Consider the following 22856-nt stretch of genomic DNA (forward strand, 5'->3'; position numbering starts at 1 on the left):
AAGCCTGCTGCGGAGAAAAAAAATGAACTGGCAAAAAAAAGAAATCGGTCCCGAACTGGTAAACGAAATAAAAAGAAAATACGGTTGTGATCCCCTGACCTCGGCAATCTTGGTGCGCCGAGGAATTATAGACGGGAAGGATATTCTATTCTATCTGGAAGAGGACATGCGCTATCTTTACAGTCCCTTCCTCTTTAAGAACATGGAAGATGCCGTAGACCGTATTTTGGATGCAAAGGAAGAAGGCGAGAGGGTTTTAATTTTCGGCGACAGGGATGTTGACGGTATTACAAGCACAACCCTTCTTTATGAAGCCCTAAAAGATCTGGGCCTTGATGTGTCATGGCGCATCCCGACCGGGGATGAAAGCTACGGGCTTTCTATTGAAGCCGTAGAAAAACATGCAGCAAATGACGGAACTCTTATCATCACTGTGGACTGCGGTATTTCCAATTTTAAGGAAATCGAAAAAGCCAATAGTTTAGGCATTGATGTAATCGTGGTCGATCACCACACTCCCCAAGAGACCTTACCGGATGCAGCCGTAATAATAAACTGTAAGGTTCCCGATTCAGGCTACCCTCACGAAAACCTATCGGGCTGTGCAACGGCGTGGAAGCTCATTACCGCCCTCCGCTTCGGAATGCAGCCCTTTTATAAGCAGCAGGTTTCCCTTTTAAATGTAAGGCCTGTAAATGATGCTTATTCGATCGAAGCCGTAAAACTTGTAAACATGGTTCAAATCGGAAAAATCACCGAAACCATCGTTCCGGGGATGCTTTCCTTTTCGGAAACAAGGCTCGGCTCTTTTTTAAACGGTCAGCAGATCTTTGTCTGGGATGCTCCCTTGCAAAAAAAACAGCTTAAAAACATCTTCGGGAACGGAATCGAATTTAATTTTTTTGATTTTCAACCCGAGGTTGCAAAACAGTTTCCGCAGATGGGAGACATGAGCCTCTTACGCCTAAAAGAATTTTCTACTATAGGAAAATACTACGAAGAAAACCGGTCGGAACTTGAAACCTTTAAAAATATCTTCATAACCTTTGTTCAGCAAAAAAACAATTTTTACGGAAAACGCGAGGCCTCCGAAATTCAGCTGGTCGCTCTTTCAACCCTTGCCGACCTCATGGAGCTCTCCGGGGAAAACCGCATCATAGTAAAACAAGGCTTAAAAGAGATAAACAAAAAACCCCGACTCGGACTTGTAGACCTGATGGCCATGCAAAAACTCTTAGGAGCACCCATAGGCACCGAAGACATAGCTTGGAACATCTCGCCCTTGGTAAACGCCGCCGGCAGGATGGGCCGCCCCGAAACGGCTATCGAGCTTTTTCTTGCTCAAGATTCAGGTGAAAGAACAGCTAAGGCCCAAGAAATATTTCAAATGAATGAGGATCGAAAGGCTCTCGGAGCTAAGGCTTGGGAAGTTGCCCTGCCTCTGGCTATTGAAAGCTTAAAGGATTATAACGAAAAATTGGTAGTTGCCGTCAGCGCGGAATTTCATCGCGGCATTACCGGCATCCTTGCAGGAAAGTTGGCCGAATACTTTAAGCTCCCGGCCCTTGCCATCTGCCTGATGCCTGACGGAAGTGCGGTTGCCTCCATAAGGTCAGCCAGAGGCTTCCGTCTCTTAGACTTCCTTGAACCCTACAGCGAGCTTTTTTTGGACTACGGAGGACACGATTTTGCGGCAGGTTTCGGCATCGAGCAGGAAAAGCTTCGTCAATTTTTGGAAAGTTTAAAACAATTTTCCCGGGCAATGGAATTTGAAAATGATTCAAATTCCGAAACGCTTACAATTGATGCCGAACTTCCTCATGAATATTTAAAACCGGAAATCTTAAACTTGGTCGATAAATTTGAACCCTACGGATGCAATTCTCCGGCCTTGACCTTTATGACAAAGAGGGTAAAGATTTTAAATGCAAACATTATAGGCAAGGCTGAACCTCTTCATCTGCGCTTTAACTTGGAATGCGGAAAATATAAATGGAATGCTCTTTATTGGAAGGCTGCCGAAAAGCTTGGAACGGAATTTAAGGTTGGGGACTATGCCGATATAGTATTCAATGTATCTAAAAATTACTTTAACGGATCCGTTACGCCTAAGATGGTGATCCGGGATTTAAAAAAAATAGATTAGCTAAAATTACTGATTAGCTAAAATCAAGGATGATGAATGTTAAAAAGAAAGCTCCATGTATTTATTTTTTTCTGTTTTTTGCTAAATATTTATGCATCGGGTAAAGCTGAAGTTTCAGAAAAAGAACAGGATGCCGAATCCGCAAAACCTCTCTATATTGTTTCGATGCCGGAGAGCGGAGAGCTTGGATCTTTTTTTACCGTCAAATTTAAGGCTATGCGCGGGATAGAAAGGGCTTGGATTAGTGTATACAATGTGGAAGAAAAAAAAGTACAAACCATCAATGCCTTTCCCATCGACAAATCGAAAAAAGAATGGGCTGTTATTTCTGCTGTCGCCGTTTGGTGGAAAAGCGGAAGCTGGAAGATTCGGACTCATCTGATAATCGAAGGTGCTTTGTTTGAAGAAGACAGGGGCTTTGAGGTTTTGGAAAAGGAATTTAAAGAGCTTGTAATGAACTTAAGCGTAAAAAACACCAAAATTTTAAAAGACAAAAGCCCCAAAAAAGCGGAGCAAAGAAACAGATTTGCAGAAATTTTAAAGGTACAAAACCTTGAAAGCCTTTATTTTAAGGGCCCCTTTTCAATGCCCTTTGATGCTAAAAGAATAAGCTCAACATTTGCCGAAAAACGCACCTCAAAATATACTGACGGAAAAACCTCGGTAAGCCGTCACTGGGGAGTAGATTATCCGGCTCCTATAGGAACTCCGATCTTTGCTCCGGGAAAAGGAAAGGTTGTGCTTGCCGAAAACAGAATAGTAACCGGATGGACCCTTGTAATAGAGCACGCTCCTGCCGTTTACACCATTTATTATCACCTCAACAAGATTCATGTAAAAGAAGGCTCTTTTGTAAAAATGAGAGAAAAAATAGCCGATATCGGAACAACAGGTTTTTCTACAGGCCCCCACCTTCATTGGGAGCTGCGGATAAATGAAGTGCCTGCCGATCCCGAACTTCTTCTGAAAAAAGAATTATTTTAGAGTTTTATGGTTATATAGCTACATAGTGTTGACAAGTTCTCTTAAATTTTTTATACTGTTCGTATGAGGTACTATATGAAAAATTTTAAATCTTTTATTTTATTCACCCTTATTGGAGTCCTTTCCTTGAGCCTTATTATTTCCTGCGGCAAAAAGGACGAAAGAGACATTATTGCATTAAAAAAAGAGTCGAGGGCGAGAGCCGAAAAATCCATTAAGAAATTTGCAGATGAATATTTTATGAGCAGTGAACTGGAAAAAAACGGTTCAATTACTTTTGATGCCGGGATTAAGGATTTTAAAAATACTATTAAGAGAACCGAGGCTGATAAGAAACCTTTGAATACAGCCGGTATTGAGAAGCTTATCGAAAACAACATCGGTTTAAATTTTACTTTTATCAATGACCAAAAAGAAAAAGCTATAATTTATTATTATGGTATCAAAAGTCCGGTTCCCGGAATGTCTGAGCTTCCTGCTTTGATTATGAAATTGGGAAATAAAAATATTGAGGCTGCAAGTCCCTTGCTGCAAGATAAGACCTTCTATCTGCCCTCAAACGGCATAGGTAAATTTTTAGCTCTCATCTATCCTAAAGACTTTCTTTCGTTTTTTAATATGAATTTTTCATATAACGAAATAAAAAACATGATGACTATGAAGCTTGACAGACATTCTCAAAAAAGATATGCCAAGGCAGAAAAATCTCTTTATAAAAATGCCGACATCAAAAAAACGGATTCCGGTTATATGGTTAGTTTTAATAATGAACAGCTAAAACAAGTTCCCTCTCTTATTTGGTATGCATTAAAAAACGATAACCGGCTTAAGTTAATGTTGAGTATGTATGAAAATATTCTTACAAAAGAAATAATGGATAAGTTTTCCGAAGAGATTTCGCCCGAAAAATTGGCTATCCCTGAAGGTTTCCGTATTACCGAAGAAATAAGCGTAAAAGACGGATTAATTTCGAAGGATATGTTTACGATTTTTGTAGAAAATAAGCCTGCAGCTAAATTAAGCTATGAAATTGGAGACTATGATTATGTTCTAAATAATTTAACTGCAAGTATAGAAGTTATTGAAAATAAACTCCCTTCTTCCGCCGTTATGGAATTTAAAAGCAGAGGCGAATCAAATGAAAACAAGGCTGATTTTAGTATAAATATTTGCTTGAGCCATAAAAATTCAATGGATGAAAAATCGGTAATTTTTGATGCAAATTATTCCGTGTTTATAGATAAAACAAAGCAATCGGATAATTTTAAGGTGTCAATGAATTTCGGCTTCCCAAAAATGATACCTGTATATGCAGAACAAACCGAAGCAGATATGGATAAAGACAATACGATGGAAAGAATGGAAATGTCTGTTTCGGGCAGTTTTAATAAGACTGCCGATACTGCGGAATTCGGTATCTATAAAATAAGCTTAAATACTCCTGAAGAGCTGGGCGGCGGCAGCCTTGAAGCTGAGCTTGAATCAAAAATGCTTATCACAAACAAGATTGTAAAAACTATGGAAATGCCGAAAGATAAAGTGAATGTACTCGAAATGAATCCTGAGGAGTGGACAAAACTTAAAAATGAGGTTATGATGAAGCTGGAGAGTATGTCAAAGGAGTATGGAAAATAAATCCTTTGATACAAGGAGGACTTATGCAGATTCCCATAGAGGAGATAAGGGTAAGGCAAAGAGCCAGAAAAGAATTTATAGAAATTGATGAGCTGGCAGAAAGCCTAAACCGTATCGGGCTTTTAAATCCGATTATTGTAGATCAAAACAAGGTGCTTATAGCCGGTCAGCGAAGGGTGGAAGCAGCAAAAAAACTGGGTTGGAAAACTATAGAAGCAAGGGTTCTTTCTGTAGAAGATGAGAGCCTCGCTCTCGATATCGAGATTGAAGAAAATGTGCAAAGACAGCAGTTTTCGGATGAGGAGCTTTTAAATGCTTTTACCCGTCTTAACCGCTTAAAAAATCCCGGATTCTTTGTAAGGCTCTGGCGTTCAATAAAAGCCTTTTTTAAACGGATCTTCGGTAAAAAAAAGGAATTGCCGGAATCTTAATATTTTACCGGAGTATCAAACCGATTTTAGTAAATGTAGTAAACAAAAAAGCCTCCCTTTTGGGGAGGCTTTTTTTATTCTTCTTCTTTTGTCTCTTCAGGTTGGGATTTTCTATGACGTAGAGAATAAAGATAGCGCTTGATTTTTTGGCTTGCCGTTTTTTCGAATTCTTCTACAACTTCGATTTTATCTATCTTTGAAAATTTGTTTACTTTCGAGTTTACAAAAAATCTTATCTCGTTTAGAACTTCTTCTCTTTTATGTAGTATTGCATTGGAAAGCTCTGACACGGCATCTCCTATGGCATCCTGTAAGCGGACATAGGCAACCAAGGATGTGTTTTCGCCTTCAACGACGAGGGCCTCTGATACAAGAGGATGCTGGTTTAAGACAAATTCTATATCTTCAGGGTAGATGTTTTCTCCTGCAGCCCCTAAAATCATATTTTTTGATCTACCCTTTAAGCTGACCCTTCCCTTATCATCCATAACGCAGAGATCGCCGGTCTTAAACCATCCGTCTTCGGTAAAGACTTCCTTTGTTAAGTCCGGGGCATTGTAGTATCCCTGCATTACATTGGGACCCTTTACCAAGAGCTCTCCGACTCCGGTTTGCGGATCTTGATCTCCTATTTTTATTTCGACTCCGGGAAGATTAACCCCTATCACTCCGGGAATAGTTTTATACACTGCGGAGTAGGCTACCAAGGGAGAGGTTTCGGTAAGGCCGTAACCTATCGCATATGGAAACTTTGCATCGATCATAAACTGTTCAACAATAGGATCCGTTTTTGAACCTCCTATACCGAAAAATTTAAGACGGCCGCCGAAGGTCTTCTTTAGCTTTTTTCCGGCCTTACGGCATAATAATTTTCTTCCGAGCCTTGTTCCGTAAATTTTCTTTATAAGAGGACTTGCATTAAAGGCAGGCAAAATTTTTTGCTTATATATTTTTTCGATTACAATAGGAACGGTCAGCATAAAATGAGGCCTTACCTTTTGAAGGGCAGGAAGCAGATTTCGGGGAATAGGCGGTCCTTCAAGGTAGTAGATGCAGGCTCCGTTTAGCATGAACATTAAAAAGCCTATTGTAAACTCATAAACGTGGGACATGGGTAAGATTGAAAGAGCTACCTCATATTGGTTTATACGTTGACAGTGTTGACCTGCGATAGCCGTAAAGATAAGGTTTTTATGTGTAAGGACAACTCCCTTAGAGCGGCCTGTTGTTCCAGATGTATAAATAATTGAAGCTGTGTCTTCTTCCTTACATTCATGATCCGGCAGGGGAGAGTCCGTTTTTACCTCTCCTTTTTTTACTGCAAAATCGCTTATGTTGATTATGATATCCAAGTCATCCGTATTGTTTAATTTTGCTAAAAGTTTTTCTCCCGCAAAGACAGCCCTTGCTCCCGAATGTTTTAAACAGGATGAAGCCTCACTTTCATTAAAATCAGGTAAAAGAGGTACGGCAATAGCTCCGAGTGTAACTATCGCAAAATATGAAATTGCCCACTGGGGGGAACTTGTACTGAAAATTGCTACCTTATCAAGAGGTTTTATTCCCAGTGAATGTAATAAGGTTTTTATAGAGGTAACCTTTTCGTCCAATTCTTTGTAGCTTATGGGCTGTTCTGATACATATGAAAGAGCGGGTCTATTCGAAAATTTTAAGGCCGAATTTCTTAATAAGGCCTGAAAGGTGTATTTTCCAAGATCATCAATTGTCTGCATAAGTCCTCCGTGCTAAAATAATTCCTGCTATGAGTAAGACACTTGAAGGGGAATAAGGTTGCATTTTTATTGATTTTTGTACCATTCTGCTATCCTTTTATTAAGCGAAGGGATAGAATCAGGATAGATTGAGGTATTACATGTATCCTTTAAATAGGGCATTAGAATTTCTTTTTTTAGCATCGGCCAGTTGCTCGGCAGTATATGGGGTGCATAAAAACTTTGAGTTTGAGGGAGATGCGACAATAAAAGAGGGTAATACCTTGGGAATAGTTTTTCCGTTACTTGGCGCAAGGCCGAAAAGCCTCCTGCAAGGCCGAAGGCGCTTATCATAAGATCCATCTCATTGGCTCGATTTAAAAGCTGCTCTTGAGTTTTGACCTGAAAAAACCAAATAAAAAAAGCTTCCGCGGCCTTAGCGTTTTTTGCCTTGCTGCAGATTCCTCCATATAGAATATCGTCCTTTAAAGGGGTTTTTCCGTTAAAGGCAAGCCACCTAAAATCTATATTTTCCAATCGTTTTTGAGGTGTAGAAAAAAGCTCCTCACTCGAGGCATAATAAAAAAGACATTTTCCGTTTTTGACTAAAACATAGGGCGAATCATAAAGGTATTTAAACTTAAAGTCGTCTTCGGCTGCTGCTGATGTATTTACCTCGCTGCTCCAATCTCTTATATAGTTTATTGCATTTTGAAGAGACTTATCGCTCCACGAAAAAAAATCGTTTTCTTCTTCAAAGGAGGCATTGAAGCCCTTGGTGTTCATGTATAAAAAGTCATCTGACCAGCGGGGTGAAAAGCCCATTGCTGTATATGTCCCTCTGTTTGCCTTGTTAAACTTAATCGAAAAATCTCTTATCTCATCAGGAGAAATTGAAAAGTCGCTCTTTGTTTTAAACTTATTTGCCGAGGAAAAAATAATCATCGGTAAGTTAAAGCTTATAGGCAATAGATATTGATTGCCCGAAATATTTCCCAAGTTTAAGAGCTCGGGATAAAAATCGTTCTTGTTTATTTTTTTTTTCTCCGAAAAGATTATTGATCTTTCTAAACTTTACTCTGGCGGATTTGCCCTTAAGCCATGCACCGATAACTATGTCGGGCTGGACTTCCGTATTTATAAGGGCATCGACCGGATTTTTTTTGTATTCTACAATAATTTTGTGCTCGCTTTGAGAGTTGTTAAAAACCTCACAGTATGAAACAAACTCCGCCCTGTCCGTCCAGATGACCGCTATCTTGTCCTCTTCGGTTTTTGTACATGAGGTAAAAATTATCGCTGCAAGGATCAAAAATAAAATATATTTTTTCATAAATTTTCTCTTACTCTATGTTTATTGTTTTTAAAATAGCCCCGGTCTTCCGCTCATACCACGATAGGGTATCGCCGAAGTTGAGACTTATAAAATATTTTTTTAAGATAATCGCTTCTTTAGGAAATCCATAGGAACGGGACAACCTTTTTCCCTGCTTTGAGGAGGTATTGTAGTGAACAAGGGAGCTGTTCCCTAAGTTTGTTAAAATGTCGTTTCCCGAAATTTCCAAAAAAGCATCTACGTCTTCTTCCTTATAAGAAAGGATGGGCTTAAAAGTGCTGTCTATCAAATTCTTACGGTTTAAGCCTATATGAAGAAGTTCAGTCTTAGGTGAAGGATTTGTTCCGGTTAAAAAACATGCAAGGCTGTTAGGGCGCGAGCTGTTTTGCTCAAGGGAAAAGGCTAAATTTCCTTCCATAGGAATCGGGCTTGTTTCTTCCGTCAGGGTGTTTATTATAAAGACCGGGCTTTGAGAGCGGCCTATGGCGCTTTTAGCAATCAGCATTGTGCTGTCGTCTACTTGAACCGCATTTTGAATTCCCGGGGCATTATAGACAAATTCTTTTTTTCCGTTTTCAAAATTAACCAGTGTAACTCCGTTAAAGGACTCGACATATAAAAATAAATTCTTATAAACCGAAATCGATATAACCGTTTCCTTAGGCGTGATAATCTTTTTTAGGCTCTTTGTATCAAGGGAGTAGTGGGATATGGGAGTTCCTTTTTTTATGTCCGACCAGAGCAAAAAGCCGTTGTTATAAAATGTAAACTTATTTGTTTTCAGGTTTTCTATTATTGAAACGGGTTTTTCTTCAGGTGAATTTTGAACATAGATTTTTCCGTCTTTTAGGATGTACAAAACATTTCCGTCGCTTGTTATGTCGTCTATTTTTGAGTCGGAGTAGGCGAGCGGTTTTTCAAGATTGACCGAAGAGTCTTCGTTTAAGCCTATCATGTAAATCGAACCGTCTCGGGTTCCGATTATCATGTGATTTTTAATATGGCGGGCTGCCGTTATTTTGGAATTCCCCGGCACATAAAAGCCCTTTGAAGATGCATCTCCTTGTCTTATGCACCATTCATTTTTTCTCCTTGTTCTTTCGATCCAAATAGGAACCGAGTCTTGAATTTTGGAAGCGAAGAGGGCATATCGGGCTTGATGTTTCGATACCGTTTCACCGGTAACGGCATCTATTACATAGACATTATTGTCCTTATAGCCGATAATTCTTGTAAAGTTTTTTATAAGATTCGGATTTTCAAGTTTGTTCTCTGTTCTGAATTCTTTTAGCTTTTTTTTCTTTGATATATCTGTGTAAACGAGGCGGCCCGATTCTCCGTAAGTTACAATGCTTCTTTCGGTTGATGCTGTCGCTGCCAAAAAAACTATTCCGGGGGCTTCCTTATAAATATTTTGTACGATGCCCTTTGAATCCAATACGGTAATGCCGTCGGTAGATCGGTTGCCTACGAAGAGGTAGGTTCCGTTTGCCGACCATGAAAGGGATACGACCGAATCGGATAAGCGCTTTGAAAATAGGGCCTTCTTTTTTGCCCAATCCCAAAGGGAAACTTGGTGAACGCTGAATCCGTTTGTTTCATAAACGGCGACGAGTTTTCCCTGAGGATGGACGGCTATTTTTTGTATGGGCATACTTGAAAGCTGCCAAGTATCGGGCTCAAATTTGGGATAGGAATATCTGGTAACAAAGCCGTCCTTTCCGGCCGCAAAAAATATCGGCAAGGTGCCTGAGTTCATTATCTCTGTAACTCCGCCCGAAAATTTGTGGACAACCTTTGCCGAGCGGAATCTGTCTTTTTCAGGGGCGTTTGCTCTTGAAGCTGTGTTGCGTGAATAAAGAGCCTTGTCGTTTGCAACTGCAAGGGTCATAGCCTGAGCAAAGGCAAGGGCGTTTATTTTTTTTTCTTCCGGCGGAGATTGCTGTGGTGTGTTTGAATTTTCTGCCGGTTGAGTTTGTTGGCTTGTATTAGCGCTTGTTTCAGGCGGCGCCTGCTGTGATGTACTTGCGTTTTCTTCTGCCGGTTTCTGTCCTTGCTCCGTGCTCTCTGTGTTTGCCGTTTCACTGCTTTCCGTTTGTTGGAATTCAGGTTTATCTGTGCCGGCGTTGCCTTCGTCCGGAGCAGTATTGCCCGTTTCTTGTCCTTGATTTTCGGCAACCTCGCTCCAAGGGAGATCCTGATTTTGAGCCCCTAAAGAAAAACATAAAATTAAAGCAAAAAATAAACAAAGATATTTTTTGTACATAAACTATGAATCCCTTCCTTCGGTAAAAATATTTTGGTAGGAAAGATAGTTCCCCAAATATACGGCTGTAAAGACTTCAGACTTTTTATTGTTTTTGATATCTTGACAAACCGAGTCATACAATCTGACAGGAATTTTCATAACCGCTACTTGGTCTTCTTTTAAGCCGTAGACATAAAATTCAAAGTTTCCGTCATTGCATATCGAGTGGAAAAAGATTTTTATCTTTTTTCCTTTTATGTCCTTTCCGCTGTCCAATATAAAGAATTTTAAAACTTCCATGGCATGGGGATCTAAACCTGCTTCAACAACGGCAAGCCGCTCAGCCAATTCCGAGTAACCTATAACCGGGGTTTCATCGGCTTTTTCATATTCTATCTTTTCAGCTTTTTTTGTTTTTTCGTTTATCTCTTTTAATCCCGAGCAGCTGGAAAGACAGGCTATTCTATCGGCCTCCGGAACAAAAAGTAAAACAAGCTTTTTTGAAGGCCATTCTATTCTTGTCTTTATCTCCGAACGGACCTTTCTCCCGCATTGAGGGCACTTAAAGGTCAAATATGAACCGTCGGCTATTTTTTTTAATATTTCAGGTTCCTTATCCAAATTTATTTTAGCATGATGTTCAATTTCAAAACTTTTATCGCAAGGACAATGTATCTTCATAATAAAACTCCAATATTCTCGTATTGTACCATATTTTAGAGAAAAATGTAAGGGCTTTATGAGCCGGGTTGTCAGACCGGCAAAATACCGGCTTGCATATATCTTCAATTTATGGCATTATGTTGCCCTATGAAAATTTTTTATTGCGGTAAAAGAGCTTTAAGGCTTGCTTTTGTTTTGTTGATTATTATGCTCCCGCTTTATGCTCAAGATGTTTTTTTGGCAGGAAGCTCTGAGGGCTTGTTTAGAATAGATAATTTTAGAGTAAAGAAGATTTGGAGAGATGCGGCTGTTTTAAAGATATCTAAGGCCGGAAATCAATGGCTTTTTTTAACCGGGAAGGGGCTTGCCGCAAGCAAAAATTTAAAAGATTTTTACTATCTAAACGATAAGCTTCCAAAAAAAATAATTAAAAATATAGATAAAAACGGAAACAAAACCTTTATAGAAAAAATTCCTCAACTTAAAGATTTGGAAGTTCATCCCTTTAATCCGAACATCTTTGTTACTGCAACTTCAAGCAATGTTTTTTTGACGAGGGATTCAGGAAAAACTTGGGAGGACCTTGGTGCCAATCATTCGGTAAACGGAATAAAGGCTGTAAGTGTTTTGGACATGCCTAATGCAAGTGGTGAAAAAGTTTTAACGGTTTTTGTTTCGCACTCCATTGCCGGTATGGCATGGAAGCAGCCCGATGTAAATTCTAAAATTTGGAACAATATAAGCGACGGCTTAAAAAAAGGTCCGGAAGGAGTTGAAGAAGTATCCGATATTGTTTTTAATCAAATCTCAAACGAGTCTCAAGTTTACTGTGCTCAAACATTTTCAGGTTTGATGTACAGGCTTGATTGGAATAAAAAAATCTTTATACTCTTAAACGAAAAAGAAGCAAACGATAAAAAGCTTGTTTGTGTAGATAGTTTAAATATAATAGACAATACCGTTTTCGGAGTTATGGAAGGCGGTTTATTTGAAACTAATTTAATTATCCCTAATACCCAAATTTACACTTCTAAAAAATTATTAAAAAATTATGACAAGGTTAAAAAATATCTTAAAAATTCAAACTATCTGTGTGCCTTTGTGCCGAGTAATTTGACCTCATTTAACGGTAATTTATCCCTATCCGAACTCTGGTTATTGCATGATAAAAAAAATCAAAGCAATCCTTACTTAAAGATCTCAGACGGTAAAAAAGGAATTTATACGCCTACCCATCAGATGCGGGAAGATAAATCTTTTGAAAAGCATCTTAAAACAATCAAGGACAATAAACTCAATGCCCTTGTCATCGATATGAAAGATGAAGCGGGTTTTGTCCGCTATGAAAGTAAAAATGAGAATATAAAAAAATATAATGGTGTAAAATATACTCTCGATATCGAAAAACTTATAAAAAAGGCAAAGGCTGAAAATATCTACCTTATCGCCCGCATTGTAGTGTTTAAAGATAAAAACTTATACAGATATAACGAAGGTCAATACGCCGTCAAGGATAAGGAAACCGGAAAGCCATGGCAGGGTTATAATATTTATAACGGAGAAAAAGAAATTATACAGGAGCATTGGGTCGATCCTTATAATGAAGACGTTTGGAAATACAATGTCGATATAGCCGAAGAGCTTTGCTCGCTCGGCTTTGATGAAATTCAGTTTGACTATATCCGCTTTCCTACAGACGGCCTAAACCTTGCAAATGTCCGATACCCGGCCCAAGAAAACGGCATGGATAAGGTTAGTGCCCTAATGTCCTTTTTAGCCTACTCGCGCGAAAGAATCAAGGCTCCTCTTTCTATAGATATTTACGGGGCAAACGGCTGGTACCGCACGGGAGCCCGCACCGGACAGGAGGTAGAACTCCTTGCAGAATATGTAGATGTTATCTGTCCTATGTTTTATCCCAGCCATTTTTCTCAAAGCTTTTTAGCTTATAAGCCTGCCGAAGAAAGGCCCTATAGAATTTATCATCAAGGTTCATACAGAAACAAATTGATGGCACGCAATAAGGTAATAGTGCGTCCATGGGCTCAAGCGTTTTTTATTCCGGTTTCTTACGATAAAAAATACTATGATGAAAATTATGTAAAACGCCAAATTTTAGGAATTAAGGATTCCATAGATGAGGGTTATATTTATTGGAATAATTCGGGCCGCTACTTGGATCTGCGTCCTGACGGGGAGGGCTTATAATGACGGAATTTACAGCAGCTTCAAAAGAATTTCATGCCGTGCACCAATGGGGGATAGAAGTAATTAGGACTGTGCAAAATTTTTCAAATCCGGTTATTACCGAAATCCTAAAAGTTTTTACGGATGCTTCAACCTACGGCTTTGTAGTTTTTATTATAGGCCTATATCTTTGGTGCATCGATTACAAAAAGGGGCTTCACCTTGCTTACGCCGCCGCCTTTACCTCAGGGCTTAACGGAGGAATTAAGCGTATCTTAAAAGTCCCGAGGCCTTTTACTCATGCCCCGGAAATTATGCTTAAAAGCATAGGAGGATATTCGACGCCTTCGGGGCACTCTTCGATAAGTGCCTTAATTTATCCGGCAGCCTTGTTTTATAAGCCCTTTCAAAAAGAGCCATCGAAAGATTCCCAATCGAATAATATCGAAACAAAGGGTACAGCTTCAGCTAGGCTAAAAATAGCAGCGGCAATTAGCCTTCCGCTCTTGGTGGGTTTTTCACGTGTTTATCTCGGAGTACACTATCCGACCGATGTCCTTTTGGGCTGGGCTCTTGGAGCATTTATCTTTTTAGCTTTGATGTTTTTGCTTCCCGCAGTTGAAGCAAGGCTTTCTTCCTCAAACAAGACCGATGAAGAAGATCCGCAAAATATTAAATTCAAAAAAGATGCTTCAATAAGGTTTACCCTTGCCGCTATTTTTTCATTTATACTCATTTTAATTTCGAAGGAAAAGGTAAATGAGGCAGGCGTTATCCTTGGGCTTGCTTTTGGAAATATCCGAATCCTAGAAAATTCAAAATATAATTTTGATGCTTCTTCAGGCTCTGCGCTTCAAAAGCTTTTAAGATTTATTATCGGGGCAACTCTTTCATGTATTCCGATTTTAATTTTCTATCTTTTAAAAATAGATTCAAGCTATGCCCAATACAGGCTCTACCGCTTTTTGGAATTTTTTGCGGTTGGAGCTGTTGCTTCGGGTTTAGCCCCGATAATCTTTTGCCGTTTAAAACTTTCGGGAGGAGAGAATGCAGACAGGTAAATATTCCCTAGACGATCCGATAGCCGCAATAGCTACGGCCTTAAGTCCTGCCGCCCTCGGCATTGTCCGTACCTCAGGGAAGGGGGCGATAGACCTTGCTTCCGCAATTTTTTCCCGCCCCGAAAAACTAAAAGAGGCTCAAGGAAACACTATCCTGCATGGCTGGATCTTGGATCCCGAATCAAAAAAAGAAGTCGATGAGGTTACGGTCTGCGTTTATAGGGAGCCTAAGAGCTTTACGGGAGAAGATGCTGTTGAGTTTATCTGTCACGGCGGCACTGCCGTCGTTTTAAAAATATACCGCCTACTAATCGAGAACGGTTTTAGGGCTGCCGAGGGCGGAGAGTTTACCTTCCGTGCCTTTGCGAACGGAAAGGCCGACCTTACGCGTGCAGAGGCTGTAAACGAAATTATCAATTCAAAAACCGATATAAATATAGAACTTGCAGCAGGCCGCCTGTCGGGAAATCTTTTTTCGGGGATAGAGGAAATAAAGCAAGGTCTCACAAGGGTTATCGCTGCCGCCGATGTCGAAATAGAATACCCTGAGGATGAGGAAACGACAGAAGGGGCCTTTTCGCCTGATTTGATTTTAAAGGTGATAGAGCCTCTTCAAAATTTAGCAGACTCATGGGCAGCAGAAAAAATCTTTATTCAAGGGGCTAAGGTTGTTCTTGCAGGTAAAACCAATGCCGGAAAATCCTCCCTCTTTAATGCCCTTTTAAAAGAAGACCGGGCCATAGTTTCGGACATTCACGGCACGACAAGGGACTGGCTTGAGGCCTCCTTAAACTTTAACGGAATCCCTGTAAGCCTTTACGACACGGCAGGTATTCGTTATACCCAAGATTCCATTGAGGCTATCGGGGTAGAGCGGAGCTTGGAGATGAGCCGCAACGCAGACCTCATCCTCTACCTTTGCGATCCTAAAGATATTTTATCTTCGGGTAGTTTAAACAAGGATGATTTAGACTTTATAAAAAATACAAGGCCTCCCGTAATTACCATTATCACAAAAGAAGACCTGCTTGATGCCGAATCGAAAGAAAAGCTAAAAGAAATTTTAAGTAAAGAAAAAATTGAAGAGGCCCTTATAATTTCATCGAAGGCGTCAAGCGGGATCAGGGTTCTGTCCGAAAAGGCTTATGCGGTTTTAGCAAAAAACACCGACAGGTCCGGCTTTTCAAAGGCAGCCTCCCTCGGAAGCGAGAGGCAAAGGGATGCCGTTCAAAAGGCCTTGGATGTGCTTGAAACGGCTTATCAAAACGCTGTCTCAGGCTTCCCTCTCGACCTCATCGTAGAAGACCTTGAAGAGGCCTTAAGCTTTTTAGGAGAAATTACCGGCGAAGTCCGCTCCGACGATATCCTCGATAAGGTCTTTTCAGGTTTTTGTGTCGGTAAGTAAAATCGGTTTATTCCTCGACTTGAGCCATCTCTGCGATTTGCTCCAAATGGGACTCTACATGGCGGCCGTGGGTTAAGACTACGAGTCTGTCGCCTGCCGAAATAGATGTGCTTCCGTCTGGGATGATTTCTTCTTCGCCGCGGGCAATGCTTACGATTAAACACTCATCGGGCCATGTAACATCCTTTATCGGCTTTCCATCCAAAAAGGATTCGGGAGAAACGCAGACTTCAAAAACCTGCTTGCCGTGATCTTCTTCCTTTTCTTTTTGATTTGAAAAATCTTCGCCGGTTAAAATCTGCTTTAAAAGTACCTCGTCATTTGGCGGAGACTTTATTATGTTTGCCGTAATGTAGGCAGCGGCCGAGGTAAGCACCAAGCCGCCTAGGTGGAAAAGGTCTCCGCTCGTTTCTGCAAGAAGCACTATTGCTGTAACCGGAGCCTTTATTACTGTCGTAAAAAAGGCGGCCATCGCAAAGACCATTAGGTTTACGGCATATTGGGCTTCGATTAAATTAAAATAAACCAAAATATTCGAAAAGATAATTCCGGTCAAGGCTCCGCATGAAAGGAGGGGAACAAAGATGCCTCCTATAGCTCCCGAACCTGCCGAAAGGCCTGTAAAGATTATCTTTGCCGCAAGAATCAAAATCAGCATGGAAAGCGGAAAGCTGTGTTCCGCAAGGGCCTCGATAAGGTGATCTCCTCCGCTTGCCGCAAGGGGCAAAAAAAGACAGACGGGTACCGAAATAAGATAGGGAATCAGGGGCGCAAATTGGGGAGGAATATTTAGCTTTTTGTAAAGTTTTTGAGAAGTATAAATCGATTTTTTAAAGAGATGTCCTATTACCGCCGCCGCAGCGCCCATCAAAAGGAGCCAGCCGAAATATTTTATCGGGAAAAGCTGAAGGCCGTGAAAATCAAAGATAGCTCCCTGCTTAAAAAATACCGAGGCGACAAGGTCGCCTGCAAAGGCTCCAAGCATTACGCAGGTTAAAAGGAGGGGGCTTAGATATTGATGAAGATCCTCTATTGCAAAGACAATACCTGCAAAGGGAGCCCCGAAGGTAGCTGCAAGTCCTGCTGCCGCTCCGCTTGTTACCAGGCAGACCCTTTCTATATGGGAGGTCTTGCCGATTTTTTCGAAGGCGCTTCCTACATAGGCACCGATTTGAACTGATGGACCTTCCCGTCCGACTGAAAGACCTGCACTTATATTTAAAACGCCGCCTAAAAATTTCAAAGGTAATTCGGGCCAGGGCGTCATGTCAAGCTTTTTCATAAACTTACCCTTGATTTGCGACACTCCGCTTCCCTTAATCATCGGATATTTTTTTATTATAAAGCCCATAAAAATCCCAAGAAGCGTTACCGCTAAAATCAAAACGGCAAGGTTCAATAGATTTCCGCCTGCAGCCTTGTCATAAAAATCAATCCGTAAACCTGAAAGAAAATCGATTGACTTTCTAAATGCCGTAATTGCAAGCCCTGTAAGAATACCAACAATAAAACTTTCTCCTGCAATTATAAGATGATTGCCGTACCAATTTTCAAGAATTTTCTTTGTGCTTAAACCTGTGTATTTCATCTTTGATATTATATAAATAAGTCTTTTGCCTGTCAATTAAAATGCGCTCCAAATATCATGGAAAGCAAGATTAATGAAAAATGTAAATCCTTACCGTGTCGGTTGACAGTGTCTTATTGCGCTTTTTGACATCACAGGCGGTTTAATAAAAATATTAAAAATCGATTTTCATAACCATAAATACCCTCTTGATAAAAAAACAATGACGTGCTACTTTAACTTTTAGATTGGAGGAAAACTTGAAAAAACATATTTGGAAATTTGCAAGATTCGGCGGGGTAACTCAGTTGGTGTTTGAAACTGCCGATGATATTCTTAATCTGAGGCAATTAGATCAAAAGCTTTGGACTACATTAGCGATGCCGACAAAAGGCATTTTCTTTAATCCCGAAACGGCTGCCATACTGGATACGGATGCCGACGGATTTATCCGCCCTCCGGAAGTTTTAGATGCCGTCGATTTTTTAGCAGAAAGTTTACAGGATGTCGGTATCATCATGAAAGACGGCGATACACTTTCACTCGGTGATATAAAAAGTACCGAAATTGCCAAGACAGCGGAATGGGCTTTAAAAAGTCAGGGAAGAACAGGCAGTATAATTTCGCTTGCGGATATTGTAAACGAAAATGAAATTATAAAATCAAATGAACTCGGAGAACTATCTGATAATGACAGCGATGATCTCCGCCTGAAAAAAGTGCTTTCACTGTATGTAAAAGAAAATATAAACAGCACGAGTGAAGCCATCTTTGACATGTTTACTAATGACAGGAACCAATGCCTCCAAAACACCGAAGATTTAAAAGCCGTCAGTGCCGGTTTGGAAACCGCATCGATGCTAAAAGCCGTTGCCGCTTTTGAAGCCGTTAAAAACAAGATAGATGACTTTTTTGTTCGTTGTAAACTTTTGACCTACGCCAACGGGGACAATACCCCGCTCACCGACTACAGTGAAATTTTTAAAAACTTCACTACTGTTGAATTGGACACATCCAGCGAAAAATTACGCGAGCTTCCCATTGCATTGCCGAATACCGAAATGCTTTTGGACACACAAAGCAAAATAAACCCGGCTTGGGCAAATGAAATAAAAAAGCTCTACGCAGATGCTGTTTCACCTTTATGCGGAGAGATTTTGGTACTGACAGAAAATGATTGGAAAAATATTTCACAAAAAATTTCCGACTTTACTACGGTGTATTCAAAGCAGGCTGAAATTAAGGCTGCAAAAATCAATCCTCAGTTTTTGGAAACAAAGCTCAATCAAAAAGATGAAATTATCACGGAAATAAATGAACGGTTGACCTTTGAAAAGGAAAAACAGCACATCCAATCGCTTAAAAAATTATTGCTCTTTCGAAAAGACTTTTTTACACTTTTGAAAAATTATGTCAGTTTTTCCAACTTTTATACCGGAGGAGAAACGGCCTTTCAGGCAGGCGTTTTATTCTTTGACACAAGGGCAACGACCTTGTGCTTTGAATTAAACGGAGATGACCGACATGCAACCTTGGATATTTTGTCGGGAGCGTATTTACTTTACTGTGATATAACACGAGGAACAGCCAAGCGAAAACTTTTGGCTCTTTTAACCAATGGCGCTTCTGACAATATTGTTGTTGGAAGAAATGGTTTGTTTTATGACAGAGATGGAAACGATTGGAACGCAACTATTACTAAAGTTATTGCCAATCCGGTCAGTGTGCGTGAAGCGTTTTTCTCACCGTATAAAAATTTAGCCCGCATGATTGAAGAGCAAATTGCAAAAAAGGCAAATGCAGCAAACGAAAAATCGGATGCCCTCGTTGCAACGGCCGCAGACAAAACGGTCAATATGCCGAAAGAAGCGGCGGCGAGTTTGCCGAACAAAAAGCTTGATCTCGGGACGATTGCTTTAATCGGAACAGCAATAGGCGGAATTTCAACCCTCATCGGAAGCTTACTTCAAGCATTATTCGGCTTAGGCTTGTGGGTCCCTCTAGGACTCATCGGGCTTATACTGATTGTATCGGGGCCGTCGATGATACTCGCCGCCATGAAATTGCGCAAGCGAAGTATCGGTCCGATTCTTGAAGCAAACGGCTGGGCGATTAATGCACATGCAAAAATCAATATTCCTCTTGGAAGCTCGCTTACAAAATTGGCATCATTGCCGAAAAACGCACGGCTCGCACACCTTGACCCGTTTGCCGAAAAGAAAAAGGGTAGAAATATTTTTATTGCCGTTTTAATCCTGCTGCTTGCAGCCGCCGGTGTCTTTTGCTATTTTTATCTTATTAAAAAAACGGGTATCTATCCGTTCAATCTAAAATAAAACCGTAGACACACAAAGGGGAGATGGAGCACCATTGGTAATTCCATCTTCCTCTTATTTGTCGAATTGATGCACTTTCGGAGTAGTGAAAATCACTGCTCCTTGACAATATCAAAGACTTTGAAGGAACAGCCAAGGAGTATGGAATTGATTTTGCTTTGAAGAAAGACATTTTAGAGAATCCACCAAGGTATTTAGTTTTCTTCAAGGGCCGTGATGCAGATGTGATGGAAGCAGCCTTTAAGGAGTATATGGCGAAGAATCTCCGCAAGGAGAAAAAGCCATCCGTGAAAAAGGCGCTATCTGCTTTCAAGGAAGCTGCGGAAAAAAATCACAAGACTCGTGAGAAAGTTAAAGTGAAAGATCGTGGGGTGGAGCTATGAGTGATTCTTCACATCGGAAACAGGAGTGATATATAGACACAAAAAAGGAGGATAATGCCATGATAGAATATCATAATAAAATCACAGCACTATACTCCCGCCTTTCAGTTGGTGATGAAGATAGAGACGGTGGCGAGAGTAATAGTATTGTAAATCAAAAAGCATTTTTAGAAAGGTATGCACGAGAGCAAAAGCTGATAAACATTCGCCACTATACCGACGATGACGAAAGCGGTAGGTTCTTTGACCGCTCAGCCTATACACAGATGATAAACGATGTAGAACAAGGCAAAATCGGAATTGTCATCATGAGTTTAAGGTAATACATTCTAAGGGGGAATAGTAGCGAGTAAGTGGGAAATCTGGCAGTAGAAAAAAATCGCTTAAAAATGTTACAATATTAGCCGATATAGACAAATAAATTTGAATTTACGGTGGTGATTTTATGAAAATAGTTATTATACATGGTCAAAGTCATAAAGGTTCAACATATAATAGTTCAAGAATGCTTGCAGATAAATTGGGTGGAGAAGTATCGGAATTTTTTCTACCAAAAGATTTTAATCATTTCTGTATTGGGTGTGGGAATTGCTTTACTAAAGGAGAAAGTATGTGTCCGCATTTCGAACAATTACAGCCAATTACAAATGCCATAGATGAGTCGGATATAATTATTCTTGCAAGCCCTGTATATGTATATCATGTTACAGGTTCAATGAAAGCGTTTCTTGACCATTATGGTTATAGATGGATGGTTCACCGACCAAGTGAAAGTATGTTTTCAAAACAAGCTGTCTGTTTTTCAACAGCTGCTGGGGCAGGAATGAAAAAAGCTAATAAAGATATGGCAGATAGCACATTCTTTTGGGGATGTGCTAAAACTTATAAATTAGGTATTGCAGTTTGGGAGACGGATTGGAAGAGAGTTGACGAGAAGATAAAATCAAAGGTTGACCGCCAAACAACAACTCTCTCGAATAAAATAAAAAGCAACTATACAATGGTAAGACCTTCAATAAAAACAAGGATTTTATTCAATATCATGAGAATTATTCAAAAAAAGGGATGGAATGAGAGAGATAAGACATATTGGCAAGAGAAAGGATGGCTTGCTAAAAATCGTCCATGGAAATAATCAAATCCCGGTTGTTTGTTGAACTAACAATTTAATAAAAACTACCACAGAAACAGTAAATCGGAAAAAGGTTTACTGTTTTTTATTTGCTCAAAATTAAAAAGAGAGGAAACGAAAAAATAAAAAACATAGAAGAAAAAATCTTAATGGCAGATGAAGAAATCAAGTAGTTACAAAACAAAAGAAAAAAGCTCATCAGTCAACAGAAACAGGAAGAACGAAAAAAGAGAGATAGACGCCTTTATGAAAAAGGATCAGTCTTTGAAAGTATCTTTACAGAAAGTAAAAATCTAACCAAAGATGAATTTTATCAGCTAATAACAAGTCAAAGAAATAAAGATGAAATCAATCTTAAAAATCATAGAGAGTAGAGAAATTGCAACAAGAAAACAGAGAACTATCACAGGAAAGAAGCAAGAATTAGACCTGTACAAATTGGCTAAAAAAATGGTATAATATTACAAACATCGAGTAAAACAAATTAGAATTTGTAGAGGTGAGAAAAATGTAATGGCAACACATCCAACTTAAATCGAAATAGTATAAAATTACGAGGAGATTATAAGATCAACAATTATATAAAATTAAATGAAGATAGATGGAATAATGTAAAAAATGACTATACTGAACCATTGACACATGAAGAATTAGAAGAAGTTAGAAATAATTCAATTTCTGTTGCATTAACTGTTGGGAAAAAAGTTCCGAAAGAATGGTTTGAAAAAGCCAACGGAAAAAAGATATTAGGTTTAGCTTGTGGTGGTGGACAGCAGGGTCCGGTTTTTGCTATAAAAGGTTATGATGTAACCATAATGGATTTTTCTAAATCACAATTACAAAGAGATGATATGGTTGCTAAAAGAGAAGACTTAAAAATCAATACAGTTCAAGGCGATATGACAAAACCATTTCCATTTGAAAATGAAACTTTTGATATTATTTTTAATCCGGTTTCAAATGTATATATAGAAGATTTAGAAAACATGTATAAAGAAGCCTCTCGAGTATTGAAAAAGGGTGGACTGTTAATGGTCGGATTTATGAATCCTTGGATATACATGTATGATGCTGACATTGTATGGGACAAACCCGATGAGGAATTACTTTTAAAGTTTTCAATACCTTTTAATTCAAAAGAGCTTGAAGAGGAAGGCAAAATAACCATAAATCCGGAATATGGATATGAATTTAGTCATACCTTAGAAACTCAGATTAGAGGACAACTTAAAAATGGTCTCGCTATGATAGATTTTTATGAATCATGTGATAAAAGACATAGATTATCACGTTATGGAAATGACTATATAGCTACACTCTGCATTAAACTATAATATTAAGGAAGACGCAGGCCAAGAAGATTGAGAAAAAGAATCCCCATCATTACCATTTCTGTCTGGCTTGTTGAAATGCTCTTGCTGTGGCAAAGGGATGTATGGCAATGTAGGCAGAAATATTTTTATTCGTGCAGAGGGATTGTTGATTGCCGTTTTAATCTTGCTGCTTGCAGCCGCCGGTGTTTTTTGCTATTTTTATCTTATTAAAAAAACGGGTATCTATCCGTTCAATCTAAAATAAAACCGGAAACACAAAAAGGGGAGATGGAGCACCATTGGTCATTCCATCATCC

General features: G+C 39.5%; 14 protein-coding genes and 4 pseudogenes. 13 read left to right on the forward strand and 5 right to left on the reverse strand.

Going from position 1 to position 22856, the window contains the following annotated elements; translation table 11 throughout:
• Positions 1 to 22: 22 nt before the first annotated feature.
• The 4 genes from recJ to E4O07_RS02710 all read left to right on the forward strand — a co-directional run bounded on the left by recJ (position 23) and on the right by E4O07_RS02710 (position 5196).
• Positions 23 to 2146 (forward strand): single-stranded-DNA-specific exonuclease RecJ, encoded by a 2124-nt coding sequence (recJ, locus tag E4O07_RS02695; RefSeq protein ID WP_253687173.1) that lies wholly within the window; start codon positions 23 to 25, stop codon positions 2144 to 2146.
• 36 nt (positions 2147 to 2182) lie between these two features.
• Positions 2183 to 3130, forward strand: a complete 948-nt coding sequence (locus tag E4O07_RS02700) for a M23 family metallopeptidase (RefSeq protein ID WP_253687175.1) — start codon at positions 2183 to 2185, stop codon at positions 3128 to 3130.
• A gap of 75 nt (positions 3131 to 3205) precedes the next feature.
• Positions 3206 to 4765, forward strand: coding sequence for a hypothetical protein (locus E4O07_RS02705; protein WP_253687177.1), 1560 nt, complete (start codon positions 3206 to 3208; stop codon positions 4763 to 4765).
• Between the two features lie 23 nt (positions 4766 to 4788).
• A complete protein-coding gene (locus E4O07_RS02710) occupies positions 4789 to 5196 on the forward strand; it encodes a ParB N-terminal domain-containing protein (RefSeq protein WP_253687178.1) in 408 nt (135 codons plus the stop codon).
• A 74-nt stretch (positions 5197 to 5270) separates the two neighbouring features.
• On the opposite strand, the gene E4O07_RS02715 is transcribed toward E4O07_RS02710, so the two are convergent.
• The 4 genes and pseudogenes from E4O07_RS02715 to E4O07_RS02735 all read right to left on the reverse strand — a co-directional run bounded on the left by E4O07_RS02715 (position 5271) and on the right by E4O07_RS02735 (position 11173).
• Positions 5271 to 6929, reverse strand: a complete 1659-nt coding sequence (locus E4O07_RS02715) for an AMP-binding protein (protein WP_253687180.1) — start codon at positions 6927 to 6929, stop codon at positions 5271 to 5273.
• A 66-nt stretch (positions 6930 to 6995) separates the two neighbouring features.
• A pseudogene (locus E4O07_RS02720) lies at positions 6996 to 8241 on the reverse strand (carbohydrate ABC transporter substrate-binding protein).
• A 10-nt stretch (positions 8242 to 8251) separates the two neighbouring features.
• Positions 8252 to 10510 carry a YncE family protein gene (locus tag E4O07_RS02730; protein WP_253687184.1) on the reverse strand — a complete coding sequence of 753 codons (2259 nt, stop codon included), beginning with the start codon at positions 10508 to 10510 and terminating at the stop codon, positions 8252 to 8254.
• A 3-nt stretch (positions 10511 to 10513) separates the two neighbouring features.
• Positions 10514 to 11173, reverse strand: coding sequence for a CpXC domain-containing protein (locus E4O07_RS02735; protein ID WP_253687185.1), 660 nt, complete (start codon positions 11171 to 11173; stop codon positions 10514 to 10516).
• Positions 11174 to 11284: 111 nt separating this feature from the next.
• On the opposite strand from E4O07_RS02735, the gene E4O07_RS02740 reads away from it, so the two are divergent.
• From E4O07_RS02740 to mnmE, 3 genes are read left to right on the forward strand one after another with little or no spacing between them, the layout of a single operon-like run.
• Entirely contained in the window at positions 11285 to 13363 is a 2079-nt protein-coding gene (locus tag E4O07_RS02740; RefSeq protein WP_253687187.1) for a putative glycoside hydrolase, read from the forward strand.
• Positions 13363 to 14403: a phosphatase PAP2 family protein gene (locus E4O07_RS02745; RefSeq protein ID WP_253687189.1), complete on the forward strand. Its 1041-nt coding sequence runs from the start codon at positions 13363 to 13365 to the stop codon at positions 14401 to 14403. The genes E4O07_RS02740 and E4O07_RS02745 overlap by 1 nt, the downstream gene beginning before the upstream one ends.
• Positions 14390 to 15808: a tRNA uridine-5-carboxymethylaminomethyl(34) synthesis GTPase MnmE gene (mnmE, locus tag E4O07_RS02750; protein ID WP_253687191.1), complete on the forward strand. Its 1419-nt coding sequence runs from the start codon at positions 14390 to 14392 to the stop codon at positions 15806 to 15808. The genes E4O07_RS02745 and mnmE overlap by 14 nt, the downstream gene beginning before the upstream one ends.
• Positions 15809 to 15815: 7 nt before the next feature.
• Here the strand turns inward: mnmE and E4O07_RS02755 are convergent, their stop codons facing one another.
• Positions 15816 to 17432, reverse strand: coding sequence for a ClC family H(+)/Cl(-) exchange transporter (locus tag E4O07_RS02755; RefSeq protein WP_371921945.1), 1617 nt, complete (start codon positions 17430 to 17432; stop codon positions 15816 to 15818).
• Positions 17433 to 17635: 203 nt separating this feature from the next.
• Here E4O07_RS02755 and E4O07_RS02760 point away from each other — a divergent pair, with 203 nt between their 5' ends.
• The 6 genes and pseudogenes from E4O07_RS02760 to E4O07_RS02785 all read left to right on the forward strand — a co-directional run bounded on the left by E4O07_RS02760 (position 17636) and on the right by E4O07_RS02785 (position 22560).
• On the forward strand, positions 17636 to 19711 hold the full coding sequence (locus tag E4O07_RS02760; protein WP_253687195.1) for a hypothetical protein: 2076 nt from the start codon (positions 17636 to 17638) through the stop codon (positions 19709 to 19711).
• A gap of 107 nt (positions 19712 to 19818) precedes the next feature.
• Positions 19819 to 20094 (forward strand): annotated as a pseudogene (locus tag E4O07_RS02765) (PcfB family protein); the annotation flags it as partial.
• A 59-nt stretch (positions 20095 to 20153) separates the two neighbouring features.
• Positions 20154 to 20405: pseudogene (locus E4O07_RS02770) on the forward strand (recombinase family protein); the annotation flags it as partial.
• Between the two features lie 134 nt (positions 20406 to 20539).
• Positions 20540 to 21229: a flavodoxin family protein gene (locus E4O07_RS02775; protein WP_253687197.1), complete on the forward strand. Its 690-nt coding sequence runs from the start codon at positions 20540 to 20542 to the stop codon at positions 21227 to 21229.
• 119 nt (positions 21230 to 21348) lie between these two features.
• Positions 21349 to 21585 (forward strand): annotated as a pseudogene (locus E4O07_RS02780) (DUF3847 domain-containing protein); the annotation flags it as partial.
• A gap of 210 nt (positions 21586 to 21795) precedes the next feature.
• A complete protein-coding gene (locus E4O07_RS02785) occupies positions 21796 to 22560 on the forward strand; it encodes a class I SAM-dependent methyltransferase (RefSeq protein WP_253688113.1) in 765 nt (254 codons plus the stop codon).
• The last annotated feature ends 296 nt before the right edge of the window (positions 22561 to 22856 follow it).

Origin of the sequence: Treponema sp. OMZ 798, assembly GCF_024181385.1 — a bacterium.
Taxonomy (GTDB): Bacteria; Spirochaetota; Spirochaetia; order Treponematales; family Treponemataceae; genus Treponema_B.